Source organism: Rhizobium sp. RAF56, from assembly GCF_052113965.1.
Classification (GTDB): Bacteria; Pseudomonadota; Alphaproteobacteria; order Rhizobiales; family Rhizobiaceae; genus Rhizobium.
Genome location: NZ_JBFRDU010000014.1, coordinates 24,506 through 41,273, shown reverse-complemented (window position 1 = coordinate 41,273; position 16,768 = coordinate 24,506). Strand labels below are relative to the sequence as shown.

At 62.1% G+C, this 16,768-nt stretch carries 15 protein-coding genes; 9 read left to right on the top strand and 6 right to left on the bottom strand.

Annotated features, from left to right (window positions below):
* The first annotated feature begins 32 nt into the window (after positions 1-32).
* Complete coding sequence (locus tag AB4048_RS13780) at positions 33-1,667, top strand: FGGY-family carbohydrate kinase (RefSeq protein WP_442202533.1); 1,635 nt, start codon at positions 33-35, stop codon at positions 1,665-1,667.
* A 129-nt stretch (positions 1,668-1,796) separates the two neighbouring features.
* Here the strand turns inward: AB4048_RS13780 and AB4048_RS13775 are convergent, their stop codons facing one another.
* The 6 genes from AB4048_RS13775 to AB4048_RS13750 form a co-directional block, all read right to left on the bottom strand.
* Complete coding sequence (locus AB4048_RS13775; RefSeq protein ID WP_442202532.1) at positions 1,797-3,311, bottom strand: carboxypeptidase M32; 1,515 nt, start codon at positions 3,309-3,311, stop codon at positions 1,797-1,799.
* 12 nt (positions 3,312-3,323) lie between these two features.
* Complete coding sequence (locus AB4048_RS13770; protein WP_442202531.1) at positions 3,324-4,340, bottom strand: ABC transporter ATP-binding protein; 1,017 nt, start codon at positions 4,338-4,340, stop codon at positions 3,324-3,326.
* Positions 4,337-5,341, bottom strand: coding sequence for an ABC transporter ATP-binding protein (locus AB4048_RS13765; protein ID WP_442202530.1), 1,005 nt, complete (start codon positions 5,339-5,341; stop codon positions 4,337-4,339). Before AB4048_RS13765 ends, AB4048_RS13770 begins: the two co-directional genes overlap by 4 nt.
* Positions 5,338-6,192 (bottom strand): ABC transporter permease, encoded by an 855-nt coding sequence (locus AB4048_RS13760; RefSeq protein WP_442202529.1) that lies wholly within the window; start codon positions 6,190-6,192, stop codon positions 5,338-5,340. Before AB4048_RS13760 ends, AB4048_RS13765 begins: the two co-directional genes overlap by 4 nt.
* Positions 6,189-7,127, bottom strand: coding sequence for an ABC transporter permease (locus AB4048_RS13755; RefSeq protein ID WP_442202528.1), 939 nt, complete (start codon positions 7,125-7,127; stop codon positions 6,189-6,191). Before AB4048_RS13755 ends, AB4048_RS13760 begins: the two co-directional genes overlap by 4 nt.
* A gap of 189 nt (positions 7,128-7,316) precedes the next feature.
* Entirely contained in the window at positions 7,317-8,894 is a 1,578-nt protein-coding gene (locus AB4048_RS13750; RefSeq protein WP_442202527.1) for an ABC transporter substrate-binding protein, read from the bottom strand.
* A 197-nt stretch (positions 8,895-9,091) separates the two neighbouring features.
* On the opposite strand from AB4048_RS13750, the gene AB4048_RS13745 reads away from it, so the two are divergent.
* From AB4048_RS13745 to AB4048_RS13710, 8 genes are all read left to right on the top strand, one after another.
* Positions 9,092-10,135, top strand: coding sequence for a GntR family transcriptional regulator (locus AB4048_RS13745; RefSeq protein WP_442202526.1), 1,044 nt, complete (start codon positions 9,092-9,094; stop codon positions 10,133-10,135).
* Positions 10,132-10,833: a creatininase family protein gene (locus AB4048_RS13740; RefSeq protein ID WP_442202525.1), complete on the top strand. Its 702-nt coding sequence runs from the start codon at positions 10,132-10,134 to the stop codon at positions 10,831-10,833. Before AB4048_RS13745 ends, AB4048_RS13740 begins: the two co-directional genes overlap by 4 nt.
* Positions 10,830-11,849, top strand: coding sequence for a ketopantoate reductase family protein (locus tag AB4048_RS13735; protein WP_442202524.1), 1,020 nt, complete (start codon positions 10,830-10,832; stop codon positions 11,847-11,849). The genes AB4048_RS13740 and AB4048_RS13735 overlap by 4 nt, the downstream gene beginning before the upstream one ends.
* Positions 11,846-12,604 carry an SDR family NAD(P)-dependent oxidoreductase gene (locus tag AB4048_RS13730; protein WP_442202523.1) on the top strand — a complete coding sequence of 253 codons (759 nt, stop codon included), beginning with the start codon at positions 11,846-11,848 and terminating at the stop codon, positions 12,602-12,604. The genes AB4048_RS13735 and AB4048_RS13730 overlap by 4 nt, the downstream gene beginning before the upstream one ends.
* Positions 12,601-13,974, top strand: coding sequence for a dipeptidase (locus tag AB4048_RS13725; protein WP_442202522.1), 1,374 nt, complete (start codon positions 12,601-12,603; stop codon positions 13,972-13,974). The genes AB4048_RS13730 and AB4048_RS13725 overlap by 4 nt, the downstream gene beginning before the upstream one ends.
* Positions 13,975-14,061: 87 nt before the next feature.
* On the top strand, positions 14,062-14,988 hold the full coding sequence (locus AB4048_RS13720; RefSeq protein WP_442202521.1) for a succinylglutamate desuccinylase/aspartoacylase family protein: 927 nt from the start codon (positions 14,062-14,064) through the stop codon (positions 14,986-14,988).
* Positions 14,989-15,013: 25 nt separating this feature from the next.
* A complete protein-coding gene (locus AB4048_RS13715) occupies positions 15,014-15,796 on the top strand; it encodes a transporter substrate-binding domain-containing protein (RefSeq protein WP_442202520.1) in 783 nt (260 codons plus the stop codon).
* Between the two features lie 263 nt (positions 15,797-16,059).
* Complete coding sequence (locus AB4048_RS13710) at positions 16,060-16,734, top strand: LuxR C-terminal-related transcriptional regulator (protein ID WP_442202519.1); 675 nt, start codon at positions 16,060-16,062, stop codon at positions 16,732-16,734.
* The last annotated feature ends 34 nt before the right edge of the window (positions 16,735-16,768 follow it).

Genomic DNA, 16,768 nt, shown 5'->3' with positions numbered 1-16,768 from the left:
ACCCGAACCTTGCCGATTTGAAGCGAAAGACCATGAGCGAAACATCACGCAAGCCATCAGCGGGGACAAAGCATGTTATCGGCGTTGACGTCGGCACCGGCAGCGCCCGTGCCGGTTTGTTCGATCTGACCGGCCGCATGCTCGCCTCCGCCAAGCGGGACATCACCCTGTTCCACGAAGCCGGCGCGATGGTCGAACAGTCGAGCGAGGAAATCTGGGCAGCGGTGTGCGCGGCGGTGCGTGAAGTCCTGCTCAAGACCGGTGTCGATCCGGCCTCGGTGGTAGGTCTCGGCTTCGATGCCACTTGTTCGCTCGTCGTACTCGGGAAGGGCGGCACATCACTTCCGGTCGGACCATCGGAAGATGCGGAGCGCAACATCATCGTGTGGATGGACCACCGTGCTGTCCCCCAGGCGGAACGTATCAACGCGCTCGGGCACGAGGTGCTCCGCTATGTCGGCGGTCGCATCTCGCCGGAGATGGAGACGCCCAAGCTTCTCTGGCTGAAGGAAAACCGTCCGGAGATATTCGCCGCCGCCTGGCAGTTCTTCGATCTCGCCGACTTCCTGACCTGGCGGGCGACCGGCGATCTTGCCCGCTCGACCTGCACGGTGACGTGCAAATGGACCTATCTCGCCCACGAGAGGCGTTGGGACGCCGACTATTTCCACCAGATCGGTCTCGGCGCTCTGGCCGACGAGGATTTCGTCCGCATCGGGCAGGTTATCGTCGAGCCGGGCACGTCGGTCGGTCAGGGCCTCACATCGGCCGCCGCCGGTGAGCTTGGACTTAATCCAGGCACTGCCGTTGCGGCAGGATTGATCGACGCCCATGCAGGAGGGATCGGCACGGTCGGCATCGAAGCCGGACCACAAAGCAATCTTGCCTACGTCTTCGGAACCTCGTCGTGCACGATGACGTCGACGATGGAACCCGCATTCGTTCCCGGAGTGTGGGGACCCTACTATTCGGCGATGGTGCCGGGCATGTGGTTGAACGAGGGCGGCCAGAGCGCTGCCGGCGCAGCGATAGATCATCTTCTGTCCTTCCATCCCGCTGCCGGTGAGGCGCGAGAAGCCTCGAAGCGCATGGGGGTAGCGCTGCCTGTTCTGCTCGCGGACATGGCCGCGAAAAAGGCTGGCAGTGCTTCAGAAGCGGTGAGGCTTGTGACCGGCCTTCACGTCGTCCCGGAGTTCCTTGGCAATCGCGCCCCTTTCGCCGATCCCAATGCCCGCGCGGTCATCGTCGGCCTCGGCATGGAAAGAGACCTCGACAGCCTGGTTTCGCTCTATGTCGCCGGCGTCTGCGGCATCGGCTACGGGCTGAGACAGATCATCGATACGCAGGCCGACACCGGTGTTGAAATCGAAAAGGTCGCGATCAGTGGCGGCGCCGGTCAGCATGATTTCGTCCGCCAGCTTCTTGCCGACACGAGCGGCAAGCCGGTGGTTGCGTCAAAGGCGGAGGAGCCCGTGCTGCTCGGAGCGGCTATCCTGGGCGCCGTCGCTGCCGGGCTGTTCCCGAACGTTGGCGAGGCCATGGCGGCGCTTTCGACCCTCGACCGCACTTACCTGCCCGCCGGCGGCGGGATCGCCACCCTTCACGCAAAGCGCTACGATGCCTTCAAACAGCTCCAGGCCCAGGCACGCGGGCTTCGGGAATACTGACCACCAATGGGGCCGCGTTCTTTTTCCTGACCGCTCTTCATCGTCACCATTTGTTCGCTGTAGATATTGCATCTTTGATGGGCTGAGGTCAGCCCATCGTCGCGGCGAAGTAGCCGGTCAAATTCGTTCCTATGCACCCAGCTCGGCGACTTTTTGCGTCAGGTCGGCGATGTAGGCGTCGGTCGACAGGTCCGCGCCGGTGGCTGCGATGAGGATTTCGCTTGGACTCTTCGAACGGCCATATTGGTGGACCTTGTCGTTCAGCCAAGATTTCAGTGGCTGGTAGTCGCCTGCGTCCAGGCCGTTTGCGATCGATGGGTCCTTCCGGGCGGTAGCGAACAGTTGCGACGACATGATGTTGCCCACCGTGTACGTCGGAAAGGAGCCGACCATGCCTGAGGACCAATGTATGTCCTGCAGCACGCCAAGCGTGTCGTTCGGCACGTCGAGACCGAGATAGGATTGCATTTTCTCGCGCCAGACCGCCGGCAGGTCGTTGACGCGGATGTCGCCGGCCATTAGACCGGCCTCGATTTCGGAACGTAGCATTATGTGAAAATCATAGGTCAACTCGTCGGCTTCGACGCGGATGTGGCTCGGCCGCGCCGCATTGACGACCCGCCAGAAGTCATCGATCGACACGTCGGAAAGCTGATCTGGAAACGCGGCCGCCAACTCATCGAAATGCAGTTCCCAGAATCGCCGCGAGCGGCCGACGCGGTTCTCCCAGAGTCGCGACTGCGACTCGTGCATACCGAAGCTTGTGCCCCCGACAGCATAGAGATTGACGAAATCGGTGGCGAAGGTCGAGCGTGAGAAGCGTTCGGAAACGCCCTGTTCGTAGATGCCGTGGCCCGCCTCGTGCCAGACGGCGAAAAGGCCGGCGGGCAGCCAGGTTTCGCGGAAACGGCCGGTGATGCGTACGTCCGCGCGCGTAAAGGAAATCTCGAAGGGATGGACAGTATCGTCCAGGCGACCGCGGTCGAAGTCGTAGCCGAAGCGCGCCGACATGGCGCTCGAAAAGGCTCGTTGCTTTTCGACTGGGTAGGCGCGCTCGAGAATATCGCTGCGGACGCGGGCTTGTTTAGCCGCGTCGAGAAGCGGGCGGAGCGACCGCTGCAAGTCGCCGTAGAGTAGCGACAGCCGCGACCACGTCATGCCAGGCTCGTAGGTCGCGACCAGCGCGTCGTAGGGATGCTCTTTATACCCGATGGCGCCGGCGATCTCGCGCTGCATTTCCATCGTGCGTTCGAGAAGCGGTGCGAAGGCGGCGAAATCGTTGGCGGCACGCGCGGCCCCCCAGGCGGCGTGAGCCCGTGTCTTCAGCTCGGCGGCAGCTGCGACGATCGACGCTGGAATACGCGACAGCGTGCCGATCGCCGCGTCTGCCTGTTCGACCGCAACGCAGCGCTCATCGCTTGCCGGCAATCCCTTTAGCTCGGCGCGAGCGGTTTCGATCGCCCGCTGCATAGCATCGCCCGTTGCCAGATCGCGGGCAAGCCCGACGAGCGTCGATATCTGCTTGCCGCGCGCCTCGGTTCCGGCCACCGGCATCATCGTGCGGGCATCCCAGGTCAGCATGTTAACAGCGCACAAGATGTCGTTGACCTTGGCGATTTCGGATTCGAATGCGGCGAAGCTCATGAGGAATGCCTTTTATGATGATGCGGCGAGGCTCGGCGCGCCGAACTCGGTCAGATGGCAGGCGGCGCTCTGGTCGGCGCCGCGAAGCGTCAGCACCGGCCGCTCGACGAGGCAGCGCTCGAAAACGTGCGGACAGCGGCCCGCGAAGGGGCAGCCTTTCGGCAGGTTAAGCGGACTTGGCAACTCGCCTCGCGTCGCCGCAGCGCGGCTGCGGCGCGAGGGGTCGAGTTCGGGCGCGGCATCCAGCAGCGCCTTCGAGTAAGGGTGACGCGGCGAGGTGAACAGCGCCTCGGAAGGGCTGATCTCCATCACTTGTCCGAGATACATCACGGCGACGCGATGCGAGATGTGACGCACGAGCCTCAGATCATGGGCCACGAAGATCACCGTCAGATGCAGTTGTTCCTGCAGTTGCAGGAGAAGGTTGACCACCTGCGCCTGAACCGAGACATCGAGGGCGGAGACGAGTTCATCTGCGACGATCACGTCAGGCTCGACGGCAAGCGCGCGGGCAATACCGATACGTTGGCGCTGGCCGCCGGAAAATTCGTGCGGATAGCGGCTGGCCGCGTCCTGTGGCAGGCGGACGAGTTCGAGCAGCTCGGCGATGCGTCCCGGTATCTGGTCCTTCGGGCGCATCTTGTGGACACCCAGCGCCTCCCCGAGGATCTGGCTCACCGTCATGCGTGGATTGAGCGAACCATACGGGTCTTGAAAGATCATCTGGACGCGCCGGTTGAATCCGCGACGTTCGGAGGGCTTCAGCGCGGCGATATCCCTGCCTTCGAAGCGGATTGTGCCACCGTCCGGATCAAGTAGGCGCACCAGGCAACGGGCAAGTGTGGACTTGCCGCAACCGGACTCTCCGACGATGCCCAACGTTTCACCGCGATGAACATCCAAGGTGACGTCATTCAGCGCGTGGACTGCAAGCTGCGGCTGGCCGGAAATGCGCCGCATCAGGGAATAGGGACCGGCGAAGCGCTTGGTGACGCCATCGACGGATATGATCGGGGTTGCGACGCTCATACGATCGCCTCCATGGCAGCCACCTGTTGCTGATGGAAGCAGGCCGTCATCCGGCCCTCGCCAACGCCTTGCAGCGCCGGGCGCTCGCGCCGGCACTGGTCGGTCGCGAAGCTGCAGCGCGGATGAAAGGCGCAGCCCGTGGGAAGTGCGGTTAGGCTCGGTGGCGTGCCATCGATCGACGACAGCATGGTGCGGACGGCGCGACCGCGTGGAACCGAGCCGAGCAGGCCCCTCGTGTAAGGATGACGGGGCTGCGCGAAAATATCGGCGACGGTGCCGGTCTCCACGATCCGTCCGGCATACATCACAGCCATGCGGTCGCAGGTGGCGGCTACGACGCCTAGATCGTGCGTAACGAGTACGACACCCATGGAAAGCCGGTCGCGCAGATCGAGCAGCAGCTTCAGGATCTGGTCCTGGATCGTCACGTCGAGCGCCGTCGTCGGCTCGTCGGCGAGCAGCAGCTTCGGCGAGCAGGCAAGTGCGATCGCGATCATCGCCCGCTGGCGCATGCCGCCTGAAAACTGGTGCGGATATTCGCCGAGGCGCCGTTCGGCGGCGGGAATGCCGACGATGTTCATAAGCTCCAGCGCCCGAGCCCGGCGTTCGCGGCGATTGAGGCTGGTATGCGCTATCAGATTCTCCTCGATCTGCATGCCGACCGGGAGCACCGGATTGAGTGCCGTCATCGGCTCCTGGAAAATCATCGCTATCTCGCCGCCGCGGATGCGCCGAAGCTCTTCCTCCGGCATGGCGACGAGATCGCGGCCATGCCACTCGACACGTCCGCTCACGTGTCCTGGTTCGCGGATCAATCGCATGATGGACCGCAGCGTGACGCTTTTGCCGGATCCCGATTCGCCGACCAGTCCGACCACTTCGCCAGGCGCCACATCGAAATCGACGTCGGCCGCGGCAATTGCCGTGCCGCGCGGCGTCTCGAAGGTCGTCGTCAGGCCGCGCACGACGAGGCCGGTAGTGTCCCTTGTCGCCAACGTCATCGGCGCACCCTCAGAAGTTCGGCGACGCCGTCGCCGGCCAGGCTGAAGCCGAGCCCGGTGAGCACGATCGCGAAGCCCGGGAAGACGGAGATCCACCAGGCGGTATTCATGTAGTTCTTGCCGTCGGCGATCTGAACGCCCCACTCCGCCGTCGGCGGCTGCGCGCCGAGACCGAGGTAGCCGAGGCTCGATCCGAGCAGGATGGCCAGAGCCATGTCCGTCATCCAGTAGACCACCGCCGGGGTAATGGCGTTCGGCAAAAGATGCCGGAAGATGATCCGTGTCGGGGTATAGCCCATGACCCGGCCGGCATCGGCATAGTCGAGGCGCTTCTGCACTTTGATCTCAGCCGCGACCAGCCGCGCGTAAAAAACCCATCCGACGACGCCGATCGCAAAATACATATTGCCGAGACCAGGGCCGAGCACCGACACGACGGCGATCACCAGCACCAGGAACGGGAAAGTGACGACGGCATCGACGATGCGGCCGAATATCGCCTCCACGATGCCCTCGGCATAACCGACCCAGGCGCCGATGAGGGTGCCGATGATGAACGGGCCGATCGTCGCAAACACGGCAATCTGCATGTTGACCGTATAGGCGTGGATGACGCGGGAAAACACGTCGCGGCCGAAGCTGTCGGTACCGAAGGGATGCGCGAGGCTCGGCCCCTTGAGCAGCGCGTTATAGTCGAACGCGCCAGGGTCGTAGGGAGCAAACAGCGTGGGAAAGAAGGCGAGCAGCAGGCTCAAGGCGAGGATGATGCCGCCGTATATCAGCGTCCTCGGTAGGGCGGCACGCCTGAAAGGTGACTTTCGAGCAGGGGTTTCGGTTGCGATCGCAGTCATCGGGCGATCCTCGGGTCGAGCCAGGCCTGAACGATATCGGTCAAAAGGAAGGTGAGAGAGACGAGGATGGCGAGCGCGATCGTGAGGCCTTGCAGCACGGGATAGTCGCGGCCGTAGATACTGTCGATCATCAGCCTTCCCGCACCGGGCACGGCAAAGACCGTCTCAGTAATCACCGCGCCGCCCAATAGCGTGCCGATCTGCAGGCCAAACAACGTGACCGTCGAAATCAGCGCGTTGCGCAGCACATGCCTGAACAGGATGATATGCGACCGCAGGCCCTTGGAGCGGGCGAAGTCGACATATTCGGCATTGATGACGCCGATGATCGCAGCGCGCAGGTTGCGCATCAGCACGGCGGCGAGGCTCAATGCCAGCGTCAGCGCTGGAAGAAACAAATGATAGATCCGCGCGCCGAACGTCTCGCCGTAGCCGCCAACCGGGAACCATTTCAATATGGCTCCGAAAAGGGTGAGGAGCAGGATGCCGATATAGAAGACCGGCATCGACAGCCCGACCTGGAATGCTCCGCGTATGACGGCGTCGGGCGCGCGCTCCCGCTTCAATGCCGCGACGAAGGCCAGCGGTACTGCAAGCACGAGCGCGATCAGTGCCGCCATTCCGGTCAGCATCAGAGTGACCGGCAGTCGCTGTGCGATCAGCGTGACGACAGGAAGCTTGAGCGTGATGGAATTGCCGAGGTCGCCGCTGAAAACGCGACGGACGAAATAGAAAAACTGGACGATCACCGGCTTGTCGAGGCCAAGGCTGGCGTTAATGCGGACAACGTCGGCATCGAGGGCGCGGTCCCCAAGCATGGCGCTCGCGGGGTCCCCGGGCAGAAGCCGAATCAGGACGAAGGTCACGACGAGGATGAAGACGACGGTCGGTATCATCTGCGCGACGCGACGGATTACAAAACTGAAAAGCTGCAAATCATGGCCCCCGAATTCCTGGAGATATCAGGTGCTAGGGCATGATGCCGAACAGTGTGAAGCGGCAGAGGTCGACATCATGCTCTATTTCATTGCTCCAGAGCCGGGCTCGGCTTCAGGTCGATCCGACCCAATACCGTCCGGCTCCTGCGCGGAGCTGCCGGATGCAGCCCCGCGTCGATCCCGATACTACTTGGCAAGCCACGTCTTGGAGAAGATGTTGTTGCCGAGCGGGATCTGCAGGAAGCCGTTGACCTTCTTGCTCAGCGCAACGGGATAAGGCGTCTCGTAGAGCGGGACGAACGGGCCGTCGGCGTTGTAGATCTCCTGAATGCGCGCATAGTCCGCAGCGCGCTTGGTCGTGTCCATTTCCTTCTGCGATGCTTCAAACAGCTTATCCGCCTCATCGTTCTTCCAGCCGGTATGCAGCGCCCCGATCGTCGGGGAGTAGACGAAATAGGACGTGATTTCACTTGGGTCGGCGATGTCGTCGGTCCAGGCGCTTTCACGCATAGTGAACGTGCCGTCGCGATATTGCTGGGTGCGGCTCGCATTGTCGACCTGCTGAAGCTCGAGCTTGATGCCGATCTGGCCCCACATCTGCTGCAGTGCGGTGGCGATGCCGATTTCGTCCTGGTTGCCGGCGAGCACGAGCACGCTGGTCGAGAAGCCGTTCTCCAAGCCGGCTTCCTTCATCAGGCCCTTGGCCTTTTCGAGATCGTACGGGAAAAGTGGCTTGTCGCCGCTGTGCAGCGGGGTTGCCGAGGACATGTAGGAGGTGAGGGGAGAGCCGACACCGTGGGTGACGATCTGGATGATCGCATCCTTGTTGAGGGCGTAGTTCATCGCCTGGCGCACCTTCGGATTGGCAAGCGGATTGTCCTTGCCGCCAAGCTGCGGGCGCACGTTAAGCGTGATGCCTTCGACGCGGGTCGACGGGAACAGCTTCATATCGAGGTTGCCGGCCGATTTTAGTTCGTCGACGCGCGAATAGGGGATGAATTCCGCGCCGTCGAGTTCACCTGAATTGAGCTTCAGGATGCGCGTTGCGTCATCAGGGATCACCTCGAATGTGATGCCATCGAGATAGGGAAGCGGCTTGCCGTCTTCACCCTGGCCCCAATAGTTTGGATTGCGCACCAGCTTCATGGTCGAGCCGCGATCCCAGGACTGCAGCACGAAGGGACCGGAGCTGATCGGATGCTCGCCAAACGCCTTGGCTTTTTCGGCGTCGGTGGCGCCAGCCGCAGCCTCAAACGCCTTTGAGGGCATGATGCCGGTGTTGAACACGGTAAGCGCCGAAAGGATTGTCGGGTCGGTGTTCTTCAGTTTGACGATGACGGTCTTGTCGCCTTCCGCCGTAACGTCCTGGATAGAGCCGACAATGAAGCTCCAGATGCCGTTGTCGGCCTTAGCCGCGCGTTTCAGCGACCAGACGACGTCCGCCGGCGTGATCGGAGAACCGTCGGAGAACTTGATGCCGTCGCGGAGGGTCAATGTCACGCTCAGGCCGTCGTCGGCCACCTTCCAGGCGCTGGCGAGGCCGGCCTGAACGCCCTTGCCGTCATCGGTGGGCAGCAGCAACGTGTCGTAAATGTTTGAGAGGATCCAGATGTCGACGTTGGCGTCGTTAAGAACCGGGTCGAGGAAAAGGCTGTCAGCGTAGCGACCGTAGGTCATCGTGCCGCCGCGCTCGACGGCATAGACGGACGCGCTTGTACCCAGAAGAAGCGCTGCGGCGAAAGCCGCTTTGGCGATCGTTTTCATTGGTATCCCCTTGTTCCTGTGAACGTTCTAAGTGTTATTATTGACCATAACGATTTCACGCGATTCCGAGAGAGTCAACTTATTTTTCAGGGGTTGTTTCTTAGCTGCTTGGCGGCGAAATAAGTCGATTGACATGCAAAAACGACAGATGCAGGATAACCGTCATGGTTTACTATAACAGCTAGATCGAACGATTCATGGAATTTTTCATCGATCGGGAGCTGCCGGTGCCGCTCCGCACTCAGCTTCAAGGCCTCATCGAATACGGCATCGCTTGCGGGGAGCTCACGCCGGGTGAAACGCTCCCCTCCGTGCGCGAGTTGGCCGAAAAGATCGGCGTCGCTCCGGTGACGGTCAGTCAGGTCTATGCCGACCTGAAGGCGGCTGGGTTGATCGATGCGCGCCCGGGCTCCGGCACCTTTGTCACCGACAGCCTGCAGGCACGCCTCGCCAATCGCGCCGATGCCAGTGGCTTGCATCGCCATATCGACCAGTTGATCGATGACAGCCATGCGCTCGGCATTCGCTCGACGGAACTCGTGGCGCTGATCAGCGCCAGGGTGTTCTATCGCGACAGTATTGGGCCGCGATTTCATATCGTCGTGGTCGGGCTCTTTCCTGAGGCAACCTCCAGCTACGCCCGCTTCATCGCGGCCCGGCTTGGCTCGGCGGTAACCGCCGAACCGCTGACCGTTGCGGCGCTGGAACGGGAGGATGCCGCCAAGGCGCGTGCAAACTCCGCTGACCTGGTCGTCACTTTCGCCAATCGTCACCGCGAGGTCGCCGCGCTGGTGCCGAATACGAAGGTCGTAACCATCAGTTTCACGCCGGCGGAAGAGACCCGCATGGCGCTGGCTCTACTCGACTCACTTGCGTCCGTGGCCGTGGTGTCGCGGTTCCCGGAATTTCTACCGGTCATGAAGAGCGGCGTGCAGCGCTTTGCGCCGCATGTGCGCGAGATCGCGGCGACATCGGTGGAAACGCCGGGCCTTGAGCAGCTGATCGCCAACGCGAGCGTCGTGATCTACGCCTCCGGCGCAGAGAGCGTTCTCGCACTGCTCCCCGAAGGGGTTCAGGCTATCGAATACCGCCACGCGCCTGACACGGGCGATATCGAGCGGGTCATTGTTCCGATCATTCGCGCGGCGGGTGTCCCGCCGCAGCCGGCAGACGGCCCGACACCGAGACGGTCGGTCGCCCGCGGCAAACTGAACGTCAATCAGGAGAGGGAGACGTCGTGAGAATTTCCGATACGAACTGGCAGCAGATCGAGGCCTATCTGAAGACCGATGACCGGGCGATCCTCCCGCTCGGAAGCACCGAGCAGCATGCGCAGCTGTCGCTGTCGGTGGACTCGATCCTTGCGGAAAAGGTGGCGCTGGACGCGGCTGAGCCGCTCGGCATCCCGGTTTTCCCCGTCGTCGCCTATGGCGTCACACCCTACTTCCTCGCCTATCCCGGCACGATCAGCCTGCGCATCGAGACTTATGTCCGGATCGTACGCGACATCCTCGACGGCCTGAAGAGGCAGGGCTTTCGCCGCATTCTGATCGTCAACGGCCACGGCGGCAACCAGCCGGCCGGCAGCCTCGCGATCGAATGGATGGCGGACAACCCCGGCACGGCGGTCAAGTTTCACAACTGGTGGAATTCGCCCAAAACCTTCGCCAAGGTACAGGAAATCGACACCGTCGCATCGCACGCGTCGTGGATGGAGAATTTTCCCTGGACGCGCCTTCCGAACATAGCACTCCCCACCCAACAGAAGCCTATGGTCGACCTTGCCCGCATGCGGGTCATGGACCCAGACGCCGTGAAAGCCTATCTCGGCGACGGCAATTTCGGCGGATACTATGAACGGCCGGACGAGGACATGCAGGCGATCTGGGACGTCGCGGTGAAGGAAACCCGCGCGCTTCTCGAAGGAGACTGGGCATGAGCCGCCCCATCGTCATCTGGGGCGCCGGCGCGATCGGCGGCACCCTCGGCGCCGCCTTCATCCGTGCTGGGCATGAGGTGATCTTCGTCGACAACGCCGCCGACCATGTGGCAGCGATCAACGCCAACGGCTTGAGAATCGAAGGACCGATCTTCCAGGATACCGTGAAGGCGAAAGCCTTCCTGCCGCAGGACCTTCAAGGGACGTTCGAGCGCATGTTCCTGTGCGTCAAGGCGCATCACACCGAGGCTGCGAGCAACGCGCTCGCCGGCCACCTTGCTTCCCATGGCTATGTCGTGTCGGCGCAAAACGGGCTCAACGAGCGGGTGATCGCCCCAATCGTCGGCGATAGCCGCGTAGTCGGATGCTTCGTGAATTTCGGCGCCGACTATTTGGAACCCGGCGTCGTCCACTACAGCGGCCACGGTGCCGTCGTGGTCGGCGAGTTGGACGGCAAGCGGACAGCCCGCATCGAAGACATCTATGCAATGATGCGCGAATTCGAGCCGAAGGCGATCCTGACGGATAATATCTGGGGCTATCTCTGGGGCAAGCTCATCTACGGCGCCCTTCTGTTCGGCACGGCGCTGACCAATGACAGCATCGCCGACGTGCTCGCCAACCAGACCTATCGCCCGGTTCTGACGCGCCTTGCACTGGAGGTCGGCAAGGTCGCCGGCGCCAACAACGTCGTACTGCAGGCCTTCGACGGCTTCGATCCAACGGCGTTCGCGCCGACAGCACAAGTTTCCGAAACGACGCGGTCCTTCGACGACATGGTTGCCCACAATCGAAAGTCGCTGAAATCCCATTCGGGCATCTGGCGCGACCTTGCCATCCGCAAGCGCAAGACCGAGGTAGATGCGCAGGTGCTGCCCGTCGTCGAGATCGGCAGTTCGCTTGGTGTACCGACGCCGTTGACGGCGCGGCTTGTCGCCATGATCCACGAGATCGAGGACGGCAAGCGGCGGCTCGACCTTGCCAACCTTGACGATCTCGCGAGGAGCGCGGCATGAACATCGGCTTCGACGGCAAGACAGTCATCGTCACCGGCGCGGCCCATGGCTTCGGTCGCGCCATCGCTTTGGGCTTCGCGAGCCGGGGCGCCAACGTTCACATCTGCGACGTCAACGAAGCGGGTTTGAAGGAGACCGCAACGCTTTGCGGCGCGGGCACGCTGGCGCATCTGCTCGATGTCGGCGATCGAGCCGCTGTCCAGACGGTTGTCGCCGCGATCGAGGCCCAGTCCGGCGCGGTCGATATTCTCGTCAACAATGCCGGTGGTGTGCGCGGCCAGGTCGGCCGGCCCATCGAGGAGATTTCCGAGGAAGATTGGCACACGATCTTCGACGTCAATCTCTCCGGCACCTTTTTCATGGCGCAGGCCGTCGCGCCGTCGATGAAGCAGCGCAAGTTCGGCCGCATCATCAACATCTCCAGTGGAGCCGGTCTTGGCATTTCGCTGACTGGGATCCAGGCCTATGCCAGCGCCAAGGCCGGTCAGATTGGTCTGACGCGGCAGCTTGCCCATGAGCTCGGTCCCTGGAACATCACCGTCAACAATGTTGCCCCCGGTTTCGTGCGATCCAATCCGTCGACGGAGAAGCAGTGGGAGGCGATGGGCGAAGAGGGGCAGGCGAAGCTTCTGCAGAACATCGCGCTCAAGCGTCTCGGTCACGCTGACGACATCGCGGCGATGGTGATGTTCTTCGCGTCCGACTTTGCGGGCTGGGTCTCTGGCCAGGTCATCAGCGTGGACGGCGGCAAATGAGCAACGTTCAGAGCTATTTGGACGCGCATTTTAATGAGGCGCTCGAAGACCTGAAGGCCTTCTGCCGCATTCCGAGCGTCAGCACCGATCCCGCTTTTGCCGAAGACACAGTTGCGGCTGCGAATTTCGTCGCCGAGAGGCTGCAGCGCGCGGGCTTTGCATCCGTGGAACTGCTGGAAACCGGTGGCCATCCCGCCGTCTACGGCGAGCTCATCAGCGATACGACGCTGCCGACCTTTCTCGTATATGGGCACTACGACGTGCAGCCGCCGGACCCGCTTGAAAAATGGGTGACACCACCTTTCGAGCCGGACGAGCGCGACGGCCGGCTCTATGCCCGCGGCGTCTCCGACGACAAAGGCCCGTTGCTCATCCCGATCATAGTGGCCGAAGCTTACATGAAGATGGCGGGTCGCCTGCCGGTTAATCTCAAGGTCCTCATTGAGGGCGAAGAGGAATCCGGCAGCCCGCATTTCGACGCCACGCTGCAAACCCATCGCGAGCGGCTTGCATGCGATCTTGTCATTTCTGCCGACGGCGCCATGTGGCGACCGGACCGACCGTCGATGACGGTGGCCAGCCGTGGCCTTGTCGCTTTCGAGGTCACGGTCGATGGCGCATCGAAGGATCTTCATTCTGGCCGCCACGGAGGCAGCGCACCCAATGCGATCGCGGCACTTGCCGCGCTTCTCACCTCGCTTCACGGCGAAGACGGCCGTGTATCTGTGGAAGGGTTCCTCGACGGCACGAGCCCACCTGATGCCCGCATCATAGCGGCGATCGAAGCGGCGGACTTCGATGCCTCGGCCTACTACGGGGAGATCGGCTCGAATAAGCCGGATCCGATCGACAACGGGCGCGAGCTGCTGATCCGCCAATGGCTGGAGCCGACGCTGGAATTCAATGGAATCTCCGGCGGCTACCAGGGCAGGGGCACGAAAACCGTCATCCCGGCGACGGCGAGCGCCAAGATCACCTGCCGACTTGTTGCCGGACAGGAGCCCGATCACGTGGTCGCCGTGGTCAAGCGGCATCTGGAAGCACGCTTGCCGCGCGGCTTCGCGCTCAAGGTTCACCAGCATGGACCCGGAAGCAGCGCCTTTTTCGTCGATCCCGACCTGCCGGCGCTGAAGGTGGCCGAAGGAGTGCTCGCCGATCTCTTGGGGCGAGAGCCGCTGCGTGTCGCGATGGGGGCAACGATTCCGATCGGCGCGTCCTTTCGCAAGCATCTCGGCACCGAGGCGTTCTTCTTCTCCTTTTCCACCTCCGACGAGGATTATCACGCGCCGAACGAGTTCTTCCGGCTTGCGAATTTCCGCATCGGGCTGACCGCCTGGGCGCTGCTGTTGGAGCGGCTCGCTGCCGCCTAAGAAAACAAAGGGCTCACCGCTTTCAAATCCGGTAGGCCGCGCCGTCGAGATGGCGTTGCCGATCTTCTCAAGGAAGGACCTCGATCGATGAACATTCTACCGGCGCTCCGCACAGGGCAGGCCCGCGCCGAGTTCGGCCGTGTTCACCCTATAGACGAACTGGAAATCCCATTCGCTATAATCGAGGGTTCTGAACCTGGACCTTGCCTGCTCGTCACGGCTGGCGTCCACGGGTCGGAGTTCTGTTCGATCGAGGCGGCGGTCCGGCTGATGCAGACGAACCCTGCCGAGATCAAGGGGACACTCCTGATCCTGCCGATCCTCAACGTGGAGGGTTTTCACAAGCGCAGCATTTACGTCATGCCGCAGGACGGGAAGAACCTAAACCGCATGTTCCCAGGCAAGCCTGACGGAACCACGGGCGAGCGGCTGGCGCACTGGCTTGTCACCAGCGTCTATCCGCTGGCAGACGCCTATATCGACCTTCATGGCGGCGACCTCGACGAGGGCCTTGCACCATTCACTATCTTCCCGGCCGGCTGCGAAAAGTCCCAGGCACTCGCCGCCGTCTTCGGCATTCCTGTGGCCGTCGCAGCGGGCGGCTCCGGCTACACGATCGACGCCGCCCATCGGCTCGGCATTCCCAGCATTTTACCGGAAGTAAGCGGAAACGGCCTGTGGAGCGAGGACACCGTTTCGCTGTTGACGGACGGCATTCGTCGGGTGATGCGGACACTCGGCATGGTGGCCGGCGACGTCGAAGAGGCGCCGCAAAAGCCGCTTGAGGTGGTGACCATGTGGGTTCCGACCGCATCGCGCACAGGATTGTGGTATCCGCGTAAAGAACTCTCGGAAGCCGTCGCCAAGGGAGATCTTCTCGGCGAGATCAGAAATGTCTTCGGCGAGGTCCTGGCAAGCATCCATTCGGAGAAGGATGGCTTCATCCTCTACGGGCTGACGAGCCTGTCGGTCAACCAGGGCGAAGCCTTGCTCGGGGTGGGAACTCCGGTTTGAATTGAAACGGATGGAGAAGGCTTGCATGACCCCTGATGCCGAAAGCGCGACGAGCTTATCCGACCCTGTAGACCGGGCTGCCGCCCGTCGCGAACTGGTTCCGACGGGTGCGCTTCGGGTCGGGGTCATCGCGGCTCCGGCAAAGTCGGCGTTGTTCGTGGCCTTCGATGGCGAAACCGGCGACTACCACGGCGTGCCCGTCGACATCGCAACCGCGCTTGCTCTGCGCCTGGATGTGCCCCTGGAGATCGTCAATTTCCCGAACTCCGGGGCTTGCACGGAAGCGCTGGCGCTAGGGGCGATCGATATGAGCTTCATGCCGGTGGACGCGGAACGACGCAAGAAAGTAGCCTTCGGCCCGGCCTACTACATCATCGAGAGCACCTATCTTGTCACCGGCGCGTCCGGCATCAGCAGCCTTGCGGACGTAGATCACGAGACGGTGCGTGTCATCGGCATTGCAAACACGACGACCATCCGCAGTGCTGCGCGCACACTGAAAGAAACGGTGCCCACGCCGAAGGAGTCGATCGCCGATGCGGTCGATCTGCTGCTGACAGGACAGGCGGACGCACTCGCGCTTTCCCGCGACGCCTTCCAGACATTGCTGCCGCGATTGCCCGGTGCCCGCGTTCTCGACGGCGGTTTCCAATCGACAGGCATCGCGATCGCTGTCGGGTTAGAGAGACCAGCAGCTCTCACCTTTGCCAGCGCGTTCCTGAACGAAGCCAAAGCCTCAGGTATCGTCCGGCAGGCCCTCGACGCCGCGGGTTTTCCAAACGAACCGGTGGCGCCGCTCACGCGATAGCAACCCGCGGCATCACCCTGAGCGTTCAGCCGGTCATCTTGCGGGCAATCGTGCGGCCGACGGCCCGCTCGAGTTGGCTTCCGGGCGCGCGTATGTTGCCGTCGGCCTGCAGACCACTCCCCTTACTAAATAACCTTTCTGCGCAGCTCTGCCGCAGTGGAAGTAGTAACTGGCAGTTGCTACTTCGTTTCACTAGATGGACAGTTTTGGGGAAATCGCACCATAGTGACGCCTGGACAGTAGTATTGGGTAGGACCGTCAGAATGGGATCGATATCCGTCGCTTTGATTGACGACCATCCGTTGATGCTGGCAGGTTTGGTTGATTTGTTTAGATTGAGCGACGATTTCACGGTCGCGGCAACCGGCACCAAGGCCAGCGACGTTCTCAAGATCAGCACGGACGTCGCGCCAGACGTATTCGTGGTCGACCTGATGATGCCTGGAAACATATTCGAGGTCATCGCAAAGACGGTCGCGACCTCGCTAAAGACAAAATTCCTCGCCTTCACGGCCCTGGCAAGAAGCGATTTTGCCGTCCGCGCACTCAACGTCGGTGCGAGCGGTTATGTCCTGAAGGGCAGCGACGCCGGAGAGCTCATCCAGGGCGTTAGAGCTGTGCACAACGGCGAGACCTTCATTACGCCAGCCTTTGCCTGCAAGGTCATAGAGGAGCTGAAGATTGCTTCGCTGCGGAAGACGGCGACGGGCGCCGTTAAGCTCAGCACGCGCGAGGGGCAAATTGTCGCCATGCTTCTGCGCGGGGCCACAAACAAGCAGATCGCCGCCGATTTGCAGATCGGCGAAAAGACCGTCAAGAACTACATGACCATCCTGATGCAGAAGCTGCATGCTCGAAATCGCCTCGAGGTGCTGATTGCGGCGCAGAAGCTTGAGGTCGACGATCACCACGACTGGGGGCCAGCGCTGCGACACTAAAGCATGTCGCATTAAATACTTCGCGCGGTTTGTC